Source organism: Streptomyces sp. NPDC059785 (assembly GCF_042732375.1).
Classification (GTDB): Bacteria; Actinomycetota; Actinomycetes; order Streptomycetales; family Streptomycetaceae; genus Streptomyces.
Genome location: NZ_JBHWHV010000067.1, coordinates 18,517 through 36,110 on the forward strand (window position 1 = coordinate 18,517; position 17,594 = coordinate 36,110).

General features: G+C 74.3%; 15 protein-coding genes. 4 read left to right on the top strand and 11 right to left on the bottom strand.

The window, feature by feature from the left end:
• Positions 1-15: 15 nt before the first annotated feature.
• Both ACFV6E_RS35715 and ACFV6E_RS35720 read right to left on the bottom strand, forming a co-directional pair.
• The gene (locus tag ACFV6E_RS35715; protein WP_385165563.1) at positions 16-996 is read right to left on the bottom strand and encodes a phosphotransferase family protein; all 981 of its coding nucleotides are present in this window, start codon (positions 994-996) and stop codon (positions 16-18) included.
• Positions 997-1,069: 73 nt separating this feature from the next.
• Complete coding sequence (locus tag ACFV6E_RS35720; RefSeq protein WP_385165565.1) at positions 1,070-4,246, bottom strand: cytochrome P450; 3,177 nt, start codon at positions 4,244-4,246, stop codon at positions 1,070-1,072.
• Between the two features lie 152 nt (positions 4,247-4,398).
• On the opposite strand from ACFV6E_RS35720, the gene ACFV6E_RS35725 reads away from it, so the two are divergent.
• Positions 4,399-5,049: a PAS domain-containing protein gene (locus ACFV6E_RS35725; RefSeq protein ID WP_385165567.1), complete on the top strand. Its 651-nt coding sequence runs from the start codon at positions 4,399-4,401 to the stop codon at positions 5,047-5,049.
• Between the two features lie 61 nt (positions 5,050-5,110).
• On the opposite strand, the gene ACFV6E_RS35730 is transcribed toward ACFV6E_RS35725, so the two are convergent.
• Positions 5,111-5,968, bottom strand: a complete 858-nt coding sequence (locus ACFV6E_RS35730) for a DUF3626 domain-containing protein (protein ID WP_385467407.1) — start codon at positions 5,966-5,968, stop codon at positions 5,111-5,113.
• Between the two features lie 265 nt (positions 5,969-6,233).
• On the opposite strand from ACFV6E_RS35730, the gene ACFV6E_RS35735 reads away from it, so the two are divergent.
• Both ACFV6E_RS35735 and ACFV6E_RS35740 read left to right on the top strand, forming a co-directional pair.
• On the top strand, positions 6,234-7,490 hold the full coding sequence (locus tag ACFV6E_RS35735) for an aromatic acid exporter family protein (RefSeq protein WP_385165569.1): 1,257 nt from the start codon (positions 6,234-6,236) through the stop codon (positions 7,488-7,490).
• A gap of 50 nt (positions 7,491-7,540) precedes the next feature.
• A complete protein-coding gene (locus ACFV6E_RS35740) occupies positions 7,541-8,605 on the top strand; it encodes a hypothetical protein (protein WP_385467384.1) in 1,065 nt (354 codons plus the stop codon).
• A 318-nt stretch (positions 8,606-8,923) separates the two neighbouring features.
• On the opposite strand, the gene ACFV6E_RS35745 is transcribed toward ACFV6E_RS35740, so the two are convergent.
• A complete protein-coding gene (locus ACFV6E_RS35745; protein WP_385165571.1) occupies positions 8,924-9,652 on the bottom strand; it encodes a DUF2470 domain-containing protein in 729 nt (242 codons plus the stop codon).
• An 86-nt stretch (positions 9,653-9,738) separates the two neighbouring features.
• The gene (locus ACFV6E_RS35750; RefSeq protein WP_385165572.1) at positions 9,739-10,347 is read right to left on the bottom strand and encodes a TetR/AcrR family transcriptional regulator; all 609 of its coding nucleotides are present in this window, start codon (positions 10,345-10,347) and stop codon (positions 9,739-9,741) included.
• A gap of 108 nt (positions 10,348-10,455) precedes the next feature.
• Here ACFV6E_RS35750 and ACFV6E_RS35755 point away from each other — a divergent pair, with 108 nt between their 5' ends.
• Positions 10,456-12,003, top strand: coding sequence for a cytochrome P450 (locus tag ACFV6E_RS35755; protein ID WP_385467387.1), 1,548 nt, complete (start codon positions 10,456-10,458; stop codon positions 12,001-12,003).
• On the opposite strand, the gene ACFV6E_RS35760 is transcribed toward ACFV6E_RS35755, so the two are convergent.
• The 6 genes from ACFV6E_RS35760 to ACFV6E_RS35785 form a co-directional block, all read right to left on the bottom strand.
• Positions 11,965-12,852 carry a pentapeptide repeat-containing protein gene (locus ACFV6E_RS35760; RefSeq protein ID WP_385467390.1) on the bottom strand — a complete coding sequence of 296 codons (888 nt, stop codon included), beginning with the start codon at positions 12,850-12,852 and terminating at the stop codon, positions 11,965-11,967. The two genes, ACFV6E_RS35755 and ACFV6E_RS35760, sit on opposite strands and share 39 nt — an antisense overlap.
• Positions 12,853-12,906: 54 nt before the next feature.
• Complete coding sequence (locus ACFV6E_RS35765; RefSeq protein ID WP_385165577.1) at positions 12,907-13,125, bottom strand: hypothetical protein; 219 nt, start codon at positions 13,123-13,125, stop codon at positions 12,907-12,909.
• Between the two features lie 55 nt (positions 13,126-13,180).
• On the bottom strand, positions 13,181-14,479 hold the full coding sequence (locus ACFV6E_RS35770) for an alpha/beta fold hydrolase (RefSeq protein ID WP_385165579.1): 1,299 nt from the start codon (positions 14,477-14,479) through the stop codon (positions 13,181-13,183).
• Between the two features lie 174 nt (positions 14,480-14,653).
• A complete protein-coding gene (locus ACFV6E_RS35775; RefSeq protein WP_385165581.1) occupies positions 14,654-15,679 on the bottom strand; it encodes a LacI family DNA-binding transcriptional regulator in 1,026 nt (341 codons plus the stop codon).
• A gap of 92 nt (positions 15,680-15,771) precedes the next feature.
• Complete coding sequence (locus ACFV6E_RS35780) at positions 15,772-17,184, bottom strand: BNR repeat-containing protein (protein WP_385467393.1); 1,413 nt, start codon at positions 17,182-17,184, stop codon at positions 15,772-15,774.
• Between the two features lie 78 nt (positions 17,185-17,262).
• Positions 17,263-17,583: an L-rhamnose mutarotase gene (locus tag ACFV6E_RS35785; protein ID WP_385165585.1), complete on the bottom strand. Its 321-nt coding sequence runs from the start codon at positions 17,581-17,583 to the stop codon at positions 17,263-17,265.
• Between the last annotated feature and the right edge of the window lie 11 nt (positions 17,584-17,594).

Consider the following 17,594-nt stretch of genomic DNA (forward strand, 5'->3'; position numbering starts at 1 on the left):
TCCCGGGGCCCGGGCTCACGCGGCGCCACGGTCCAGCTCCGCCAGCGCGGCGAGCAGTGCGGGATCCGTGTAGGCGCGTACCCGGGCCACGTGTGCCGGGTCGTACGCGCGGGGCACCGTCTCCGTCAGCATGATCAAGTAGAGGTAGCTGCGGTAGAGGGCGAGGCGGCGGCGGGCCGGCGGGCCGAGGGCGGCGGGCCCGTCCCCGGCCCGGTAGCCGGTCAGGAAGTCCTCGTCCCGGGTGATGTCCCCGAGGAGGGCGAGCGAGACGAAGTCCGCCACGGGGTCGCCCCAGAGCATGCGCTCACCGTCGATCAGCCCGCCGATCCGCGGCGCCGCCCCCGCCCGGTCCACGAGGATGTTCCCCCGCCACAGGTCGAAGTGGACCAGGCGCGGCTCGGTCACCTCGTCGAGCAGGTCGTAGGCCCTCTTCGCCGTACGGGCCACCTCGTCCACCGGCCGGGGCAGCCGGGCGCCGTAGCGGCGGGCGTCGTCCAGGACCGCCTCGTACATGGCGGTGAAGGCGGTGCGCCAGTCGGCGGCGAGCGGTCCGAGCGCGCCGGACGGGTAGCCGAAGCCGGGGCCCGTCACCCGGTGCAGGCGCGCCGTCAGCCCGCCCAGTTCGGTGCGCAGGACGGCCCGGTCGGCGTCGTCGGCGGCACCCCACGGGTCGCCCGGACAGGCCGTCATCAGCAGGTAGCGGCCCGTCGGCGCGGACGCGTCGGTGCACACGCCGACGGCCTCGGGCGCGGGCACGCCGACGGTGGCGGCCGCCCGGTAGAACTCGGCCTCCGCCGCCAGCAGGTTCCGCTCGTGCGCGAGACCGGGGGCGGCGAGCGGCGGCGGGATCTTCAGCATGTACCGGCTGCCGTCGGTCAGCCGCAGCTCCTCGACCGCGTTGTACGTGCCACCGGGCAGCGGTCGGCTCACCGCGAGGGCGTCCGGCGGCAGGCCCGCCGCCGCCAGGACCAGCCGTGCCCGTTCCCGGATGTCCACCGCGGCCCCCGTCCGTCACCGGTGGGCCCACTGTGCCAGCCGGGTCCACCGCCGCGCACCCCTCACGCCGGCCTCAGCCCGCGTACACGTCCTCGGCGTAACGCCCTTGCGCCATCAGCCCGTTGAGCCACTCTTCGGGATCGCCGTCCGGGACGCGGTCCCGGTGCAGCGTCCGGAACGCCTCCCGCACCCCGGGGGCCATCCGGGCGCCGTCGCCGCACACGTACACCCGCGCTCCCGCCTCCAGCAGTCCCCAGACCTCGTCGGCCTCGGCGGCGATCCGGTGCTGGACGAAGGCGGCGTCCGCGACCGGTGCGGCGCTGAAGGCGGGCCGCAGCGAGACGGCGCCGGCCGCCTCGGCGGCGTGCAGTTCGTCCGCGTGCAGATAGTCCGCGTCGGGGGCGTCGCAGCCGAAGTAGCAGATCGCGGGCGCGAGTCGAGCCCCGGTGGCCAGGAGCGAGACACGGTCGGCGACGGCGGCGCGGAACGGGGCGAGGCCGGTACCGGCCGCGATCAGGATGACCGGCGTGTGCGCGTCGTGCACGACACGGAACGCCTCCCGGCAGGGCTGCACCCCGGCGAGGACGGTGTCCCCGGGCTTGACGGTGGCCAGATAGCCGGAGCCGGTCCCCCGGTACGTCCCGTCGCCCGAGCGGGCCGGCGCCTGGAGCAGCGAGACCATCAGGTCGGCGTGGGCGGGGTCGGTGGCGGGCGAGGAGGACACCGAGTAGTGCCGCGGGCGCAGCGGGGTCAGGACGTCGAGCAGGGCCGGCCAGTCCAGGGCGCCGCGCAGGGCGGGGTGCGCCTCGGCGAGCTCGGCCAGGGTCCGCGGGTCGTCGGTGAGCGCGGCGAGGGCCGCCCGCTCGGGCGGGCACGGGTTCGCCGCCGCGACCACGGCGAGCTGCGCCTTTGTCGGTCGGGCCTGCAATTCGACGTGGTGGGTGAGCAGGTGGCGTACGGTCAGCGGCCGGTCGACGGCGAGCCCGTCGCGGCGCGGGCGGGTGGCCCGGATGTCGAGGACGGTGTCGAGGTCCAGGCCGAGGGCCGTGGCGGTACGGGTCACGAGGGCCGGGTCGTTGACCGGGAGGACGGTGAGGTGGTCGCCGCTGCGGTAGGCCGTGCCGTCCGGCAGGGCGAGGCGGACGAACCGCTTGGTGCGCGGATGATCCGGCGCGGTGAGGTCGTGGGCGTCGGTCACGGTCATGGGCACCAGACCGTGCCGTTCGGCGAGCGCGTCGAGCGGGCCGCCGGTGACCACGCGCACCTCGTACGCCGCTTCGGGCGCGGCGTCGGCCGCCGTGGCGGCGGGGTCTCCGTACCGCTCCAGGAGGGCGGTGCGCAGCCGGGCCGTGAAGGCGGCGACGGTGCCGGTCAGGTCGCCGGAGGCATCGGCGGCGGCGCGGTCCAGGAGGCGGGTGCCGCCGAGTTCCGCGAGGCGTTCGTCGATACGGGTGGGGACGTGCTGGTAGGTGGCGGCCCAGTTGCGGTCGCCGACGCCGAGGACGGCGTAGGCCGGTTCGCCGATTCCCGCGGACCGCTCCAGCCGGGCGGCGAAGGCCGTGGCGTCGTCCGTCGGGCGGCCGTTGTACGAGGCCGCGGTGATGACCACGGGCCGGTCGGCGGGCAGTCCGTCCGCGTAGGCGTCCAGCGGGGCGACCTCCGCCTCGCAGCCGATCGCGGCGGCCTCGTCGGCGAGTCGGGCGGCGATCTCTCGGCACGTCCCGTAGTTGCTGCCGTGCAGGAAGAGGACGCGGGTGCCGGGACGTACACGGGCGGGCATCGATCCCGCTCCGGCCGGAGTCCCGGCCGGGACGGTGCCCGTGCCCGTGCCCGTGCCCGGGAGCGGCGCGTGCGTGCGGTCGGCGGCGGTGCGCGGCGAGAGGGTCAGCGTAAAGCCGTCCGGCTTCAGGGTCAGCGTCTCCCTGACCGTGAGCCGGTAGCCGGCGTGGTCGTGCAGCCGGTAGCGGTGGACCAGCATCGCCAGCAGCATGGTCGCCTCGTGCAGCGCGAACTGCCGCCCGATGCAAGCCCGTTCACCGGTGCCGAACGGCTTGAACGCGTGCGGCGAGCGGGCGGCCTCCGCCCCGGGCGCGAACCGGGAGGGGTCGAACAGCTCGGGGTTGTCACCCCAGACCGGCTGCCGGTGCAGCATCGGCGTCAGGACGGAGACCGGCTGCCCGGCCTTGAGCGGGATCCGCCCGCCGAGCAGGGTGTCCTCGCGCGCCTGCCGGCCGAACGCGGCGGCCGTCGGCCACAGCCGCAGCGCCTCGTTCAGCACCTGCCGGGTGAAGTCCAGCCGCCCGACGTCCTCGAAGGTCGGCTCGGGGTCCGCGGCGTCGCCCCACAGGGCGTCCACCTCCCGCCGTACGAGATCGAGCACCGCCGGGTGCTTGGCCAGGTAGTACAGCGCGAAGGACATGGCGCCCGACGTGGTCTCGTGCCCGGCGATCAGGAAGGTGATGACCTGGTTGCGGATGTTGGCGGCGTCCAGGGTGGTGCCGTCGGCGGGGTGCTCGGCGGTGAGCATGAGCCCGAGCAGGTCCCCGGCGGACCCGTCGCCCCCGGCGACACGTGCGGCGATGACCTCGTCGACGACCTGCGCCAGGTGGTCCGCGTCCCGCCGGAACGCCGCGTCCGCCTCGCTGTGGTCGCTGCCCGGGACCCGGGCCAGCCGGGTCATGCTCCACTCCAGACAGCGGACCATCGACTCCACGAACGGGTGCGGCTCGGCGCGTGTGAAGGAGCCGAAGTCGTAGCCGAACCCGGCCAGGCCGATGGTGTCGAGCGTCATCCGGGTCATGTCCTCGGGGACCTCGACCGGGCGCCCGTCCCGCTGGGCGCGGTCCCAGGAGTCGATCAGTCTGCGGGCCACCCGCAGCATGACGGGGTGGTAGGTGTGCATCGAGCCGAGCGCGAAGGCGGGCATCAGGATGTCGTGCGCCTTCGCCCAGTTCGGCTCGTCGTTGTACGCGGTGAACAGGCCGTCGGCGGCGAACTCCCGGACGTTGCGCAGGGCGGGCCCGACGGCCTTCGCGAACCTGGTCTCGTCGGACAGCTCCGTGACCAGGTCGAGCTCGCTCACGAACAGCACGTCCCGGCCGTGCAGGCGCCGCACCAGGGCCGGGCCGTGCTCCCGCATCAGCTCCATCACCTGCTGCATGGGCGTACGTCCCGGCCCGGTGCGGGAGACGTCGACGACGGGTACGGGGTGGGAGTCGGCCGGGGACGAGGGGCGCTCGGTGGGGGGCATGCGCGGCAACTGCCTTTCGCGGTACGTAAGTCCTGCCCCACCAGCCTGGCCGCCGGAGCCCGCCGGAACGCGTGTCGCGACTACATGATTGTGTAGTGCATGTACAGCGGCCGGTCTTGCCCCGGCCCCGTCCGGATGGCTCTGGAGACACGGTGGATCTCACTCTCGCCCGGCCCGACGCGGTGGTGTGGCGGAACCGGGCACTGCTGCTGTTCGACCGCATCCCGCTGCCGGTGGCGGTCTGCGACGTGCAGGGGGCCGTCGCCCTGGCCAATCCCGCGATGGCGACGGAGTGGGGCACGACGCCGGGCGGGCTGCGCGGGCGCAATGTGCTGGAGCTGTTCAGACCGCAGGAGAAGACGCAGGTGGCGCGGATCGTGCAGGCGCTCAGGCTGGGGCACCGCTCGCGCTATCCCGTCTCGGTGTGCTGGGACGCCGCCGACGGGGCGCGGCGGCACGGGGAGCTGACCGCGGACCCGGTCAGCGACTCCGCCGAGGCGCCCACGGCGCTGCTCGTCGCGGTCCGGGTGCTCGGCGAGCGGCCCCGTCCTGACGAGCCGCCCGCGGAGCCCCCGGCGAGCCCCGCCGAGGCGGAGATCCTCGCCCTGCTGGCGGGCGGCGCGACCACGGCCCGGGCCGCCCGGGAGACGGGCCGGACGGTGGACGGGGTCAACTACCATCTGCGGCGGCTCTCCGCCCGCTGGGGCGCCGCCAACCGCACGGAACTGATCGCCCGCGCGTACGCGCTGGGTGTGCTGGCCCCGGGCGAGTGGCCGCCCAGGGCGATGCCGCCCGCGTCCTGAGGGCCGGTGCCGGACGGGCCGGCACCCTCCGCACCACCGTCACACACGGGCCCGCGCCCCCTCACCCGAGGGCGGCGTCCGCGTCCTTCGTGGTGCCGACCCGCAGGGCTGTCCCCGCTCCCGGCGGTGCGCCGAAGCGGGCGAGGCAGTGCCAGACCTTCTTCAGGTCCTGGAGTTCGTGGCGGCCGGTGCGCGCGGCGTCGCCGATGATCCGCGGGTCGAGCCGGCCGTCCCGGGCGATGCGGGCGCCGAGCTCGACGTACTCCGGGCCCCGGAAACCGGGACGGCGCCGCAGTTCCGTGACGGAGAGCCGGTAGCCCGGGTGCCACTCGACGGGGCACGGCAGCCGCCGGGCCGCCGCCTCCACCTCCGTGCCACGGAAGCTCGCGTCGAGGACGAGTGCCTCCACGTCGCGGTCGAGGAGGACGCCGCCGTGCACCTGCGCCTCGATGTAGTCGTCGAGCGCGTCCCGGTCGTCCGCCTCGGCCAGCGCGACGAGGGACAGGCCCGCGGCGACCCCGAACGCGGACGGCTCGGCCGCGCTGCCGGGGTAGCAGAACGTGGCGCGCCGGGTCGCCGCGCCGGTCAGCCGGAAGTGGGACGAGCCGAACCGCGGCGCCGCCCCGACCACCTGGCGCCGGAAGTCGAGGCCGCCGTAGACCGGGCGCTCGTGCGGGGCCGCGGTGTCGTAGCAGCCGCCGAAGATCCGGCTCTCCCAGCGCCAGCGGTCGCCGCCGGGGTGCGCGGTGAACCCGCCGTTGCTCGTGCCCGTGACGAACTGGGAGTGGTACCCGCCGTCCTCGGCCAGCGCCCGCAGGATGGGCAGCCCGCGCACCGGCCGGTCGGGGTGGAAGTTCAGGGTCACCCGCAGCGCGGGGTCCACGGCCGGGCCCGAGGAGAGCGCCGCGACATGGCGCAGCGCGCGGTCACCCGCCGACAGGGCCTGCGGTGGCGGCGCGCCGGCCGGCTCCCCCGGGCGGACGGCGTCGGCACGCACGGAAACCCTCACCCCTCCCCTGGCCACCGGCGGTGCGGTGGGCCGTCCATGAGATCACACCGCGGGCGAAGCGTGCACGGCTCGTGGGCCGGGCCCTGTGGCGCGGGCCTCCCCCGCCCTGTGGATTCATCCGCTCGAAACGGGTGAATACGTTCCTTGATCCACGTGAGAGGAGTGGAGCGCGAGGATGCCAGAGGTTCGTGGGGAAAGGGCGAGGTCCGTCGTCCGGTTCGTGCAGCGACGCCGGGAACCGGTGGTCGTCCAGGCGCTCAGATCGGCCGCGGCCGCCACCGTCGCCTATGTGGTCGCCGTGCGCCTGAGCCCCGAGGCGGCGCCGCTCACCGCACCGCTGACGGCTCTGCTGGTCGTGCAGGTCACCCTGTACGCCACCATCTGGATGAGCATGCGGCGGGTCAACGCGGTCGTGGCGGGGGTGCTCGTCGCGATCGGCTTCAGCTCGCTGGTGGGGCTGACCTGGTGGAGCCTGTTCACCATCATCGTCGCCTCACTGGCCGTCGGGCATCTGGTGCGGGTCGAGGAGTTCGTGGCCGAGGTGGCGATCAGCGCCATGCTGGTCCTCGGTGTCACGAACGTGGGCGACACCGCGTGGGCGCGCATCCTGGAGACACTGATCGGCGCGGTCGTGGGGCTCGGCTTCAACCTGCTGTTCGCTCCCCCGGTGTGGGTGGGCGCGGCCGGCGAGTCCATCGAGGACCTGGCCCGCCGGATGCGGCAGCTGATGCTGCGGCTCGGTGAGGAGGCCGCGGGGCACACCCCGTACGCGCAGGCGGCGGAGCGGCTGCACGAGGCGCGGCGGCTGGACCAGGACATCGCGCGGGTCGACGGGGCGCTGCGGCAGGCCGAGGACAGTCTGAAGCTCAATCCGCGCGTCCGGGAGGGGCTGCTGTACCGGATCGTGCTGCGCACCGGCCTGGACACCCTGGAGATCTGCACGGTGGTGCTGCGGGTCCTGGCGCGCAGTCTCACCGACCTCGCCAAGGAGCAGGACCCGGAGCCGTTGTTCGAGCCGAAGGCCGGGGAGGTCGTGGAGCAGTTGCTCGCCGAGACGGGTGACGCGGTGGTGAGCTTCGCGGTGCTGGTGACGACGCCGGTGGCCAGCAACGCGGAGTCCGCGGAGGAACGGCTCACCGCGGAGCTGGCCACCGCCGCCGCCACCCGCGACAGGCTGGCCGGGCTGCTGGCCGAGGGCGTCCGGCGGGACGACCGGCTGTGGCATCTGCACGGCGCGGTGCTGACCGAGGTGAACCGGGTCATCGACGAACTCGACCTGGAACACCGCTCGCGCCGCCTCCTGGAGGAGCTGGACAACTGCGCCCGCGCCCAGCGGGAGCGCTGGCCGCGGCTGACCCGGCTGCGGCAGCGGCTGCGCGCACTGGTGCGCTCGCTCCGGAACCGCCGCTCCCCCGGCAGGCGTTCTACCTGACGGGCGCCGCCGGGACCCGCGGCGCCGGAGCTACGAGGGGAAGTGTTGCGATGCCCGACGGCACCGTGCGGATCGACGGCGACTCAACTCTGCTGCCCGGGGGTGTGCGTGTCCGGTTCATCCGGACGCTGCGCCTGCCCGAGACGGGGACGCACGCGTTGCCGCCGGGGCTCGGCCAGTTCCCCGTCCGCCGGGTGGAGGACTACGCGGACACGGTGCCCGCCGATTGGCGGGCGCGCGGTGGGGTGATGCTGCCGGTGTATCTGCGTGAGGCCATGTGGCTCAGCTTCGCGGGCTCGGGCGAACCGGCGGCCCTCCAGGTGGGGGCGGGCAAGGTGTGCGCCGTCTCGGGCAAGCCGTGGAGCGACCGCCTCGACCGCGACCCGCAGAACTACGTGGTGCTGCCGCGTCAGCCGTGGCTCGACGGCATCAAGTCGGGCAAGGGGACGGTCCGCCAGTTCGTGGCGGTGCCGCTCGGTCTGGGGGCCACCGTCGAGGGCCAGGTGACCGGCGAGGAGACGTTCGGCGGGATCCAGTTGCAGAGCTTCCCGCTTGCCGCGGTGAAGCTGGCCGAGTGGCGCGAGGAGCAGCGTCTCGCGGCGGAGCGGGCACGGGAGCAGGCGTCCCAGATGTCCTGGATGTCCTACGGGGCGCCGCCCGCGCCGGGAGCGGGACCGGCGGCGCCCGCCGCGATGGCCGCGCCCGCCGCGCCGGGGGGCGCCCCGCAGCGGGCAGCGGCGATGGGCCTGGGCGTCGGCGGTTCGATGCGCCAGGAGGTCTACCAGGACACCTGGCCGCGCGGCAGTTGGGCCGAGCGGCCCGCGGGCCGGGTCTTCGTGCATCTGGTGACGCCTCCGGAGTGGCGGCGCATCACCGGCGAGGCCCCGCCGCCGTCCCCGGTGGACCGGGCGGCGTACACCCGGGCCGGGCTGCCCTGGTTCGACTACTACGACGAGGGCGCCGAGGACGTGACACCGACGGACACCCTGGGTGGCGTGCGGCCGGTCGGCGACTGGCTCGGCGACGACCACGAGCCCTGGCAGCCGCCCGCCCCCGGCCAGATCAAGCCGCTCGGTGACGCACCGGGCAAGCCGGTCGGCGACGGCGACTGGTGACCGACCGCACGCACGCCCCGGTCACTGCCCGGGGCTTCCTCGCGCCACGCGGGTCGCGCACACCAGGGTGACCGCCGGACCGGGGCGAGCCACCCGCGAGGTGCAGGCATGAACGGTGGAGGCAGGCCGGGACCGGCCGCACCGGGCGGCTGGAGCAGGCGGCGGTTCGCCGGGGCGGTCACGGCCGTCGCGGCTCGCGGGCGAGCCGTTCGCCTCACCGGTCGCGGTCTGTGCGCTGCCGCTCCAGCGGACGGGGGCAGGCCGCGGAGCCGGCCTGGGCGGTCACGGCCGTCGCGGCTCGCGGGCGAGCCGTTCGCCTCACCGGTCGCGGTCTGTGCGCTGCCGCTCCAGCGGACGGGGGCAGGCCGCGGAGCCGGCCTGGGCGAGCAGGACGTGCATGCGCTCGGTGAGCTGGCCGAGGTCGTCGGCGGGCCGGTGGAAGGGCAGCCGTACGTCGCCGTTGCCGCGGGCGCGTTCGATGCGCAGGGTGAGCCCGTGCCGGTCGACGGCGAGCGGCTGCACCCGGACCGCGGCGTGCAGGCTGTCGGGCTCGACGAGCCGGGTCAGCCGCTCGACGGCGTCGGGGTGGGCGTCCGCGAGGTGGGTGAGGAGTTTGGCCTCGGCGGTCGCGAGCGGGTCGGGCGCGGCGGCGGCCAGCTCCTCCAGGCCGACGACGACCGTCCCCGACGCCTCGCGCAGCACCACGCGGGAGGGCTGGAAGGCGAGCCGTCCGTCGTCCTCCAGGGCGAACCAGCCGGCGAGCCACAGTCTGGCCCGGATCCGGTTGCGCACCGGGACGGGCGCGACGTCGGCGAACTCCAGGACGGCGGACGGCTCGCCGCGCGGCGCGCAGATCGCGGCCGCGACGAGTGTGCTGTCCTCCGGTACCTGCAGCAGCACCCGGCCGTCGTCGTCGACCGTGTGCGCGCCGACGAACTCCTCCCGGCCGCCCTCCGCGGTCACCGCGCAGGACCATGCGGCGGCGAGCACCGAGCGGGCGCGTTCGGCCGCGGCAGGCGCGGCCGTCCAGGTGTGACGGTCACCCATCCTGTTCCTCCTTAGGTAAGGCTCACCTAACCTATCGAAGATCGGGGTGTACGCCAACCGCGCCGCGCCGCCTGTGTGCCCGCTGTTCAGGAAGTGACGGCGCCCAGCAGCGCCCGCGCGCAGAGGTCGCGCACCTGTTCCCGGGTCAACTCCCCGTCGCGCAGCCACTCCAGGCAGACGGCCGTGGTGAAGGCCAGCCAGCCCCGGACGGCGATGCGGAGTTCGGGACGCCCCTCGGGCGTGCAGCCCAGTTCGGGGTCCGCGGCGAGGGCGTCGAGGATCTGCCGCTCCTGATCGGCCAGCGCCCGCCGGTAGACCTTCCGCACCGCCTGGTCGCCCGCCGCGTCGGCCCGGTGGAAGGCGCGGAAGCCGTGCGCGTGCTCCTCCACGTAGCCGAGGAAGGTGTCGAGGCCCGCGCGGAGCTGCTCACGCACCGGGACGCCGGGGACCGCGGCCGTCATCCGCAGCATCCGCGCGCTCTCGCGCTCGACGACCCCGGCGAAGAAGTCCCGTTTCGTCGGGAAGTAGTGGTACAGCAGCCCGCGCGAGACACCGGCGAGCTCGGCCACCTGCTCGATCCACACTTCGTCGTACGGATTCTCCGAGAACAGCCTCGCGCCGACCGACAGGAGCTGCTCGCGGCGCTCCCCGGTACTGAGCCGACGGCGCCTGCGCTCCTCCTGCTGCCCGGCCATGGCCGCACTTTACTTGACGCCGTTTCCGCGCCGGGACCACACTGGAAACCGTTATTGAACTCACGTACAACAGGTGCAACCAGCCGTGGACGCAAGGGAGATGGCGTGATGGACGGTACGAAGGGAGCCGCGCCGCCCGCGCTGCCCAAGGGGTTCCGCAGTGCCGAGCTGGGCTGGCCCGAGCTGCGCCGCATCCCGCACCCGCCGTACCGGATCCCGTTCGCCGGCGACCTGATCGGCGCGAGCGTGAGCACGCCGGTGCAGGACTCGCTGCGCCACGGGCGCCGGCTCGGCCCGGTCTTCCGGCGCAAGGCGTTCGGCAAGGAGATCGTCTTCGTGTGGGGCGGCGGCCTCGCGGCGGAGCTGGCCGACGAGTCGCGGTTCGCCAAGCACGTGGGGCTCGGCGTGGCCAACCTCCGCCCGGTCGCCGGGGACGGCCTGTTCACGGCGTACAACCACGAGCCAAACTGGCAGCTCGCGCACGACGTCCTGGCGCCCGGCTTCAGCCGTGAGGCCATGGAGACCTACCACCCGATGATGCTGGCCGTGACCGAGCGGCTGATGGAGCACTGGGACCGGTCGCGGTCCGCGGGCCGGGCCGTGGACGTCCCCGGCGACATGACCAAGCTCACCCTGGAGACGATCGCGCGCACCGGCTTCGGCCACGACTTCGCCTCCTTCGAGCGCACCGAACCGCACCCCTTCGTACGGGCCATGGTGGGCGCCCTGACCTACGCGCAGCGCCGCAACGTCGTCCCCGCGCCGCTGGCCCCGCTGCTGCTGCGCGGCGCCGCCCGGCGCAACGCGGCGGACACGGCGTACCTCGACCGGACGGTCGACGCGGTGATCGCGGCCCGCCGCGCGGGCAGCGGGGAGAGCGGCGGCGGAGCGGGCGGCGGCAAGGGCGATCTGCTCGACCGGATGCTGGCGACCGCGCATCCGGAGACCGGTGAGCGGCTGGCCCCGGAGAACATCCGGCGGCAGGTCATCACCTTCCTGATCGCCGGGCACGAGACCACCTCGGGCGCGCTCTCCTTCGCACTGCACTACCTCTCCCGGCACCCGGACATCGCCGCGCGGGCGCGGGCCGAGGTGGACCGGGTCTGGGGCGACGCCGACCGGCCCGGCTACGAGCAGGTCGCCCGGCTGCGGCTGGTGCGCCGGGTGCTCGACGAATCGCTGCGGCTGTGGCCGACGGCGCCCGCCTTCGCCCGCGAGGCGCGCCGGGACACGGTCCTCGGCGGGGTCCACCCGATGCGGCAGGGCGCCTGGGCGCTGGTCCTGACGACGCTGCTGCACCGAGACCCGGAGGTGTGGGGCGCCGACGCCGAGCGGTTCGACCCCGACCGCTTCGACCCCGGGGCCGTACGCGCCCGGCCCGGGCACACCTTCAAGCCCTTCGGCACCGGCGCGCGGGCCTGCATCGGCCGCCAGTTCGCGCTGCACGAGGCGGCCCTGGTCCTCGGACTGCTGCTGCGCCGCTACGACTTCGTGCCCGACCCGGGCTACCGGCTGCGGGTGGCCGAACGGCTCACCCTGATGCCGGACGGGCTGCGCCTGCACCTCGGACACCGGGCGCCCGCCACGCCGGACGGGCCCCGGGCCGAGGAGGCCGTCTCAGCCGCGCGCTGTCCAGTGACCGGGGCACGCGACTGACCCGGGGAGCTTCGTCCCGGCGCCGCCCCTGGCCCCGTCGACCTGCGGCTGGGTGAGGAAGAACGCGCCGGTCAGGTCCGCGTCGGTGAGATCGGCGTCGCGCAGGTCCGCGCCGATCAAGTCCGTGTCGCGCAGGTCCGCGCCGGTGAGGTCGGCCGCGATCAGGTAGGCGCCGCGCAGACTGGCGCCCCGCAGATCGGCGCCCCGGAGCCGGGCGCCCATCAGGTCGGCGCCGCGCCGGTCCCTGGGCTTCTTGCCGCGCCGGGTCCGCACGCCGGCCCGGGCCAGTTCGCTGGTCCGCAGCAGCAGGACGTTGACCTCCTGGCGGTGCGCGCCCACGTCGAGGCCGGACAGCTCCTTCGGGGGCAGCAGGGCCAGCCCCTCGGTCCGCTCCAGCATGCCGCGCAGCTCGGCGTGGACCGGCCGGGCGGCGGGCAGGGACAGCGCCTCGGTCAGATACCGCAGCAGTTCGTGGAGCTGCCGCATCACGGGGAAGACGTCGAACATCAGCCTGGCGCGCTCCGGCGGCCCCGACCGCCAGTCCTGGCCGCCGAAGGTGACCTGGGAGACCCGCTGCCCGGCGCCGAAGCAGTCGTAGACCGTGCAGCCGGTGAAGCCCTTCCGCCGCAGCCCGGTGTGGATGCCGCACCGGAAGTCGGCCGCCAGGTTCGAGCAGGGCTTCCCGGCCGGCTTGTCCACGGCGAAGTCCGCCGAGCGGGCGAAGGGCAGCGCCACACAGCACAGCCCGAAGCAGCGGGCGCAGTCGGCGCTCAGCTCCGCACCCGGCTCAGGGCCCGGCTCCGCGCTCCGGTCCCGCACGTCCCCCGCCGCCCCGCTGTCTTCTCGCATGACGACCAGCGTACTGACCTGCGCGGGAGCAGCGGAAACGGAAAACGGACGGGTTCAGACGGCCGCCTCGTACTGATGGGCCGCGGCGCCGCGCCAGTGGATCCACTCCGGGTCGTCGAGCAGGTCCTCGGCGTCGGGCAGCCCGGCCCGCCCGAGGAACTCGACCACGTCCTCGTCGGTGAAGGCCAGGCCGAGGTCCTCGCCGCGCGCGGTGACGCGGCGGCCTCCGGTGCCTTCCGGCGGGTGTACGACCACTGGGGCCCGTCCTGACATGTCTTAAGGATCGCCCGGCGGGCCACGGCCCGCACCCGGAGTGTCCCCGGGCCGGTCAGACCTCGTCGCGGGCCAGGGCGAGCAGCCGGTCCAGGACCCGCGGGCCGCCCGCGCGCACCCCGTCGTGCTCGAACTCGTCCGTCACCCAGGTGCGCAGTCCCCGCACGGCGCGCGCCGTGCGCAGCGAGTGGTCGCGGTCCACGTACATGTCGTCGTGGTAGACCGCCGCCGCGACCGGCACCTCGTTCCCGGCGAGGCGGGCCGGGTCGTAGAGCGGCGTCCAGGCGTGCGCGGCCAGTGCCTCGGCGGTCTCCCGCAGCGGGCGCAGCGCCGGGTCGTTCTCGAACATCCAGGGGTGGATGGATTCGCCGGTGAACAGCAGCGGCCGGTCCTCGGTGAGCGTCTTGGCCGCGTCGAACTGCGGGAACTCGGCGCGCACGCGCTCCGCGGACCAGTTCGTGGGCCGGTCGTCCTGGCCGTAGCACGCCTCGTGGACCAGGGCGTACAGGGGGTGGCCCGCGTAGGAGAGCAGGCCCTGGACCTCCTCCTGGAAGGCGTCGGACAAGGCGGAGCCCTGCGGGGTGCGCACGAAGGCGTGCTCCAGGAGGAAGTGCAGGCGGTGGCTGCCCTCGCCGCCGCCGAGCAGGATGCCGAGCGACTGGAACGCCTCGACGGTGAGCCGGTAGCCGCCGGGCAGCACCGGCTCGTGCGCGATCAGGTACTCGGCGATCTGCCGGGCCCGCTCGACGTCCTGCGGGTAGCGGGCGTAATGCGCGGCGACCTTGCGCTCGATGCGCGGGTAGGCGGCCCGGTAGACGTCGTCGGCGTGCGCGTCGAGCGAGGGCAGTCCGCCGGTGACGAGCGCGGTGCGCAGGCCCTCGGGGGCGGTGGACAGGTAGTTCACCGTGCAGAAGCCGCCGAAGCTCTGGCCGAGCACGGTCCAGGGGGCGCCGCCGGTGACCTGCGGGCGGACGGCCTCGCAGTCACGGACGATGGAGTCGGCGCGGAAGTGCGCGAGGTAGTCGGCCTGCTCCCGGGGGCCGCCGCGCAGCGGGAGGGTCTGCCGGTTGGCGGGGGTGGAGTGCCCGGTGCCGCGCTGGTCGAGCAGCAGCACCCGGAACTCCTTCAGGGCGCGGCCGAGCCAGGCCTGCCGGCCGACGAAGCGGTGGGCGCCGAACCCGGGCCCGCCCTGGAGGTACAGCAGCCACGGCAGGTCCTGGTCCGCCTTGTCGCCGGCGACGGCCTCGCGGGCGAAGAGCTCGACGGTCTCTCCCGTCGGGTCGTCGTGGTCGAGCGGCACGGTGAAGTACCGGTCGGTGAGGACGACGCCGGGCTGGCGGTAGCTGGTGGTCAACAGGGCTCCCGAGAGATACGGATCCAGGCTGCGTCCCAGTTGACCACATGCGGCGCGCCGGGCCGTGGCCGGGACCGGCATCCGGTACTGAACGGCTGCTCAGCGCTCCGTCGGAACGCGTACTGAACAGCCGCTCAGCACCCGGGCCGTGGAACCCCGCCGTCCGCGGGCGGCTCAGCGCGCCGACAGGCTGGAGCGGCGGACCACCAGCTCCGGCTGGAGGACGACCTTGCGGTGTTCGTGCACCGTGGGCGCGGTCTCCGCCTCGGTCTCCTCCAGGAGCAGCTCGGCGGCGAGGGCGCCCATGGTCACGGCGGGCTGGCGGACCGAGGTGAGCGGGACGGCGGCGGCGGCCGCGAACTCGATGTCGTCGTAGCCGACGATCGCGAGGTCGTCGGGGACGGCGACACCGGCCGCGTACAGGGCCTGGAGGACGCCGAGCGCGAGCAGGTCGTTGGCGCAGAAGACGGCGGTCGGGCGCTCGGCGAGGCCGAGGAGGCGGGCGCCGGCGTCCCGTCCGGCGGCCACGTCGAGGCGTTCGGTGGGCAGTTCGCGCAGCGCGTCGGGCCCGAGCCCGGCCTCGGCGAGCGCGTTCAGGGCGCCCTCGCGGCGGTCCCTGACCTGGTTGAGTCCGGGCGGTCCGCTGACGTAGGCGATGGAGCGGTGCCCGGCGTCCACGAGGTGGCGGACGGCGAGGGCGCCGCCCGCCACGTCGTCGACGGAGACGGAGCACTCGGTGACGCCCTCGGCGACCCGGTCGACGAGCACGAACGGGATGCCGTGCCGCCGGAACGTCTCGATGTTGCGCCCGGTGGCGTCGGCGGGGGTCAGCAGCACCCCGCGGACCCGCTGTTCGGCGAAGAGGGAGAGGTAGTCGTTCTCCTCGGCGGGGCTCTGCGCGCTGTTGCAGACCATGACGCCGAGTCCGGCGTCGCGCGCGGCGCGCTCGGCGCCGCGCGCCACGTCCACGAAGAACGGGTTGCCCATGTCGAGCACGAGCAGGCCCATGATGCGGCTGCGGCCCGCCCTGAGCTGGCGCGCGGACTCGCTGCGGACGTAGCCGAGCCGGTCGATGGCGGACAGGACGCGCGCCCGGGTCTCGGACGCGACCGTGTCCGGGCGGTTGATGACGTTCGAGACCGTGCCGACGGAGACTCCGGCGACGCGGGCGACGTCCTTGATACCCACCGACTGGGCCATCGGGCGGGGACCTCCAGAACGAAGAGAGAGGGACAACGGGAGCGGCGGGCAGGGAACCTACACATTACCGGCGCGGGCGCCGCCCGCCGTGCTCACGCGGGAAGCCGGAAGTCGGCGACGTGCAGCGGCGAGGGCGTCGTACCGGTGGACTTCTCCTGGTACAGGAACGACAGTGTTCCGTCCTGCGCCACGCGTGTCTCGTCGATGACGACCTCGCCGAACGCGTTGAGCCCGGCGGCGTCGTACAGCAGGCTCCAGTCGGTGTACCCGGAGGACTTCGAGGCGGCGGCGATCCGGCCGAACGGCAGGACCGCGTAGGCGTTGTCGTAGCGGTCGAGGACGAGTTTGGTGCGCTGGCTGGAGCCCGGCGGGACCGGGATCTCGGTCTTGGTCCAGCTTCCCGAGGCGTTCTTGCGCAGGTGGAAGGCGCGGCCGTTGGCGGTGCGGTCGGCGACGTAGTCGGTGGTGCACTGGCCGAAGCGGCCGGGTACGTAGCTGATGATCGCGTGCGGCCGCCCGGCGGAGTCGGTGGCCTGGCTCTCCTGGTTCATCAGCGAGTGGTCGGGGTTGAGCGCGTCGACCACAAGACCGGCGTCGGTGACGAGGACCTGGTTCGCGCCGCCGGTGGTGCCGACGACGGTGCCCGCGTCGTTGCGCCAGGTGCGTCCCCGGTCGGTGGAGTACACGTAGCCGGTGTCGTGGTTGGTGATGCCGCCGCCGGCGCACATGACGGAGGCGGACTGCTCGCGCCAGGTGAACAGGGCGTGCAGCCGGCCGTCGGGGCCGTAGTCGATGCCGTGCAGATACATGTTGCGGGCGGTGCTGGAGCCGTGCTCGCTGGTGTACGTGCCGGTCGAGCCGCTCCATTCGCCGAGCGCCGTCCATGCCGAACCGCCGTACTCGGCAAGGGCGTTGCGCCCGTTGCCCGAGACGCCCGCCCGGTAGCTGAGCTGGAGCCGGCCCTCGGGGGTGGCCACGAACTGCGGATAGGTGAACTGCGAGGTGAGCACGAGCCCGTCCAGGCTGGTCTGTACGGCGCCGAAGGCGGCGGCGGTCCAGGCGGTGGACGCCGGGCCGTCCATCAGTCCGGCCGCGGACTTGACGTAGAAGAAGCCGTCGCTGTGCGCGTCCATGACGGCGTGCAGCCTGCCGTCGGTCCTGGACACGCCCAGCGAGATGACGTTGTGCGAGTCGTCGCTCTTGAGCTTGTGGGCGAGCGTGACGGTGGACCAGGTGGTCGCGGTGAGCGCCCGGCGGGCCAGGACGGCGCTGCGGTCGGCGGTGTACCAGGCCGCGTACTGGTAGCCCTTGTACGTCAGCAGGCCGTTCTTCTGGAACGCGTTGTTGTTGACCAGGCCGTCGTAGGAGACGAAGAACAGCGCGCGGGCGTCGAGCCGGGTGGTGCCGGCCGGGGTGACCGACGGACCGGGGTCCGCCGCCCGTGCCGTACCGGGGGCCGCCACGACGCCCGCGAGGGCGGTCATCAGCAGAGTGCGTCTTCTCATGTGGGGGGACTCCTCTGTTCGGTTGTTCGGTCGACAACGGACGGACAAGAGGGACGAAGAGAGGTACCGGCACAAGCGTCAGGCCAGGTGGAACACCTCGCTGAGGGGTTTCATGGCCTCGTCGGGTCTGGCGCCGTCCAGCGACTCGAAGAACGGCGCCATCTCCGCCTGCCAGCGTGCGTTGACGTCGGTGGCCTCCATGGCGGCCTGGGCAGCCGCGAAGTCCTCGGTCTCCAGATAGCCGACCAGCAGTCCGTCGTCGCGCAGGAAGAGCGAGTAGTTGTGCCAGCCGGTGGCCGAGAGCGCCTCGCGCATCTCGGACCACACGTCGGCGTGGAGCTCGCGGTACTCCTCGACCCGGTCCGCCCGGACTTTCAGCAGGAAGCACACACGCTGCATCGAAGGATCCC

Excerpts from the sequence above, each read along its gene's own strand:
- ACFV6E_RS35775 (WP_385165581.1), bottom strand. The coding sequence starts at position 15,679 with ATGGCCCAGTCGGTGGGTATCAAGGACGTCGCCCGCGTCGCCGGAGTC.
- ACFV6E_RS35750 (WP_385165572.1), bottom strand. The coding sequence starts at position 10,347 with ATGGCCGGGCAGCAGGAGGAGCGCAGGCGCCGTCGGCTCAGTACCGGG.
- ACFV6E_RS35785 (WP_385165585.1), bottom strand. The coding sequence starts at position 17,583 with ATGCAGCGTGTGTGCTTCCTGCTGAAAGTCCGGGCGGACCGGGTCGAG.
- ACFV6E_RS35735 (WP_385165569.1), top strand. The coding sequence starts at position 6,234 with ATGCCAGAGGTTCGTGGGGAAAGGGCGAGGTCCGTCGTCCGGTTCGTG.
- ACFV6E_RS35780 (WP_385467393.1), bottom strand. The coding sequence starts at position 17,184 with ATGAGAAGACGCACTCTGCTGATGACCGCCCTCGCGGGCGTCGTGGCG.
- ACFV6E_RS35745 (WP_385165571.1), bottom strand. The coding sequence starts at position 9,652 with ATGGGTGACCGTCACACCTGGACGGCCGCGCCTGCCGCGGCCGAACGC.
- ACFV6E_RS35740 (WP_385467384.1), top strand. The coding sequence starts at position 7,541 with ATGCCCGACGGCACCGTGCGGATCGACGGCGACTCAACTCTGCTGCCC.
- ACFV6E_RS35765 (WP_385165577.1), bottom strand. The coding sequence starts at position 13,125 with ATGTCAGGACGGGCCCCAGTGGTCGTACACCCGCCGGAAGGCACCGGA.
- ACFV6E_RS35760 (WP_385467390.1), bottom strand. The coding sequence starts at position 12,852 with ATGCGAGAAGACAGCGGGGCGGCGGGGGACGTGCGGGACCGGAGCGCG.
- ACFV6E_RS35755 (WP_385467387.1), top strand. The coding sequence starts at position 10,456 with ATGGACGGTACGAAGGGAGCCGCGCCGCCCGCGCTGCCCAAGGGGTTC.
- ACFV6E_RS35720 (WP_385165565.1), bottom strand. The coding sequence starts at position 4,246 with ATGCCCCCCACCGAGCGCCCCTCGTCCCCGGCCGACTCCCACCCCGTA.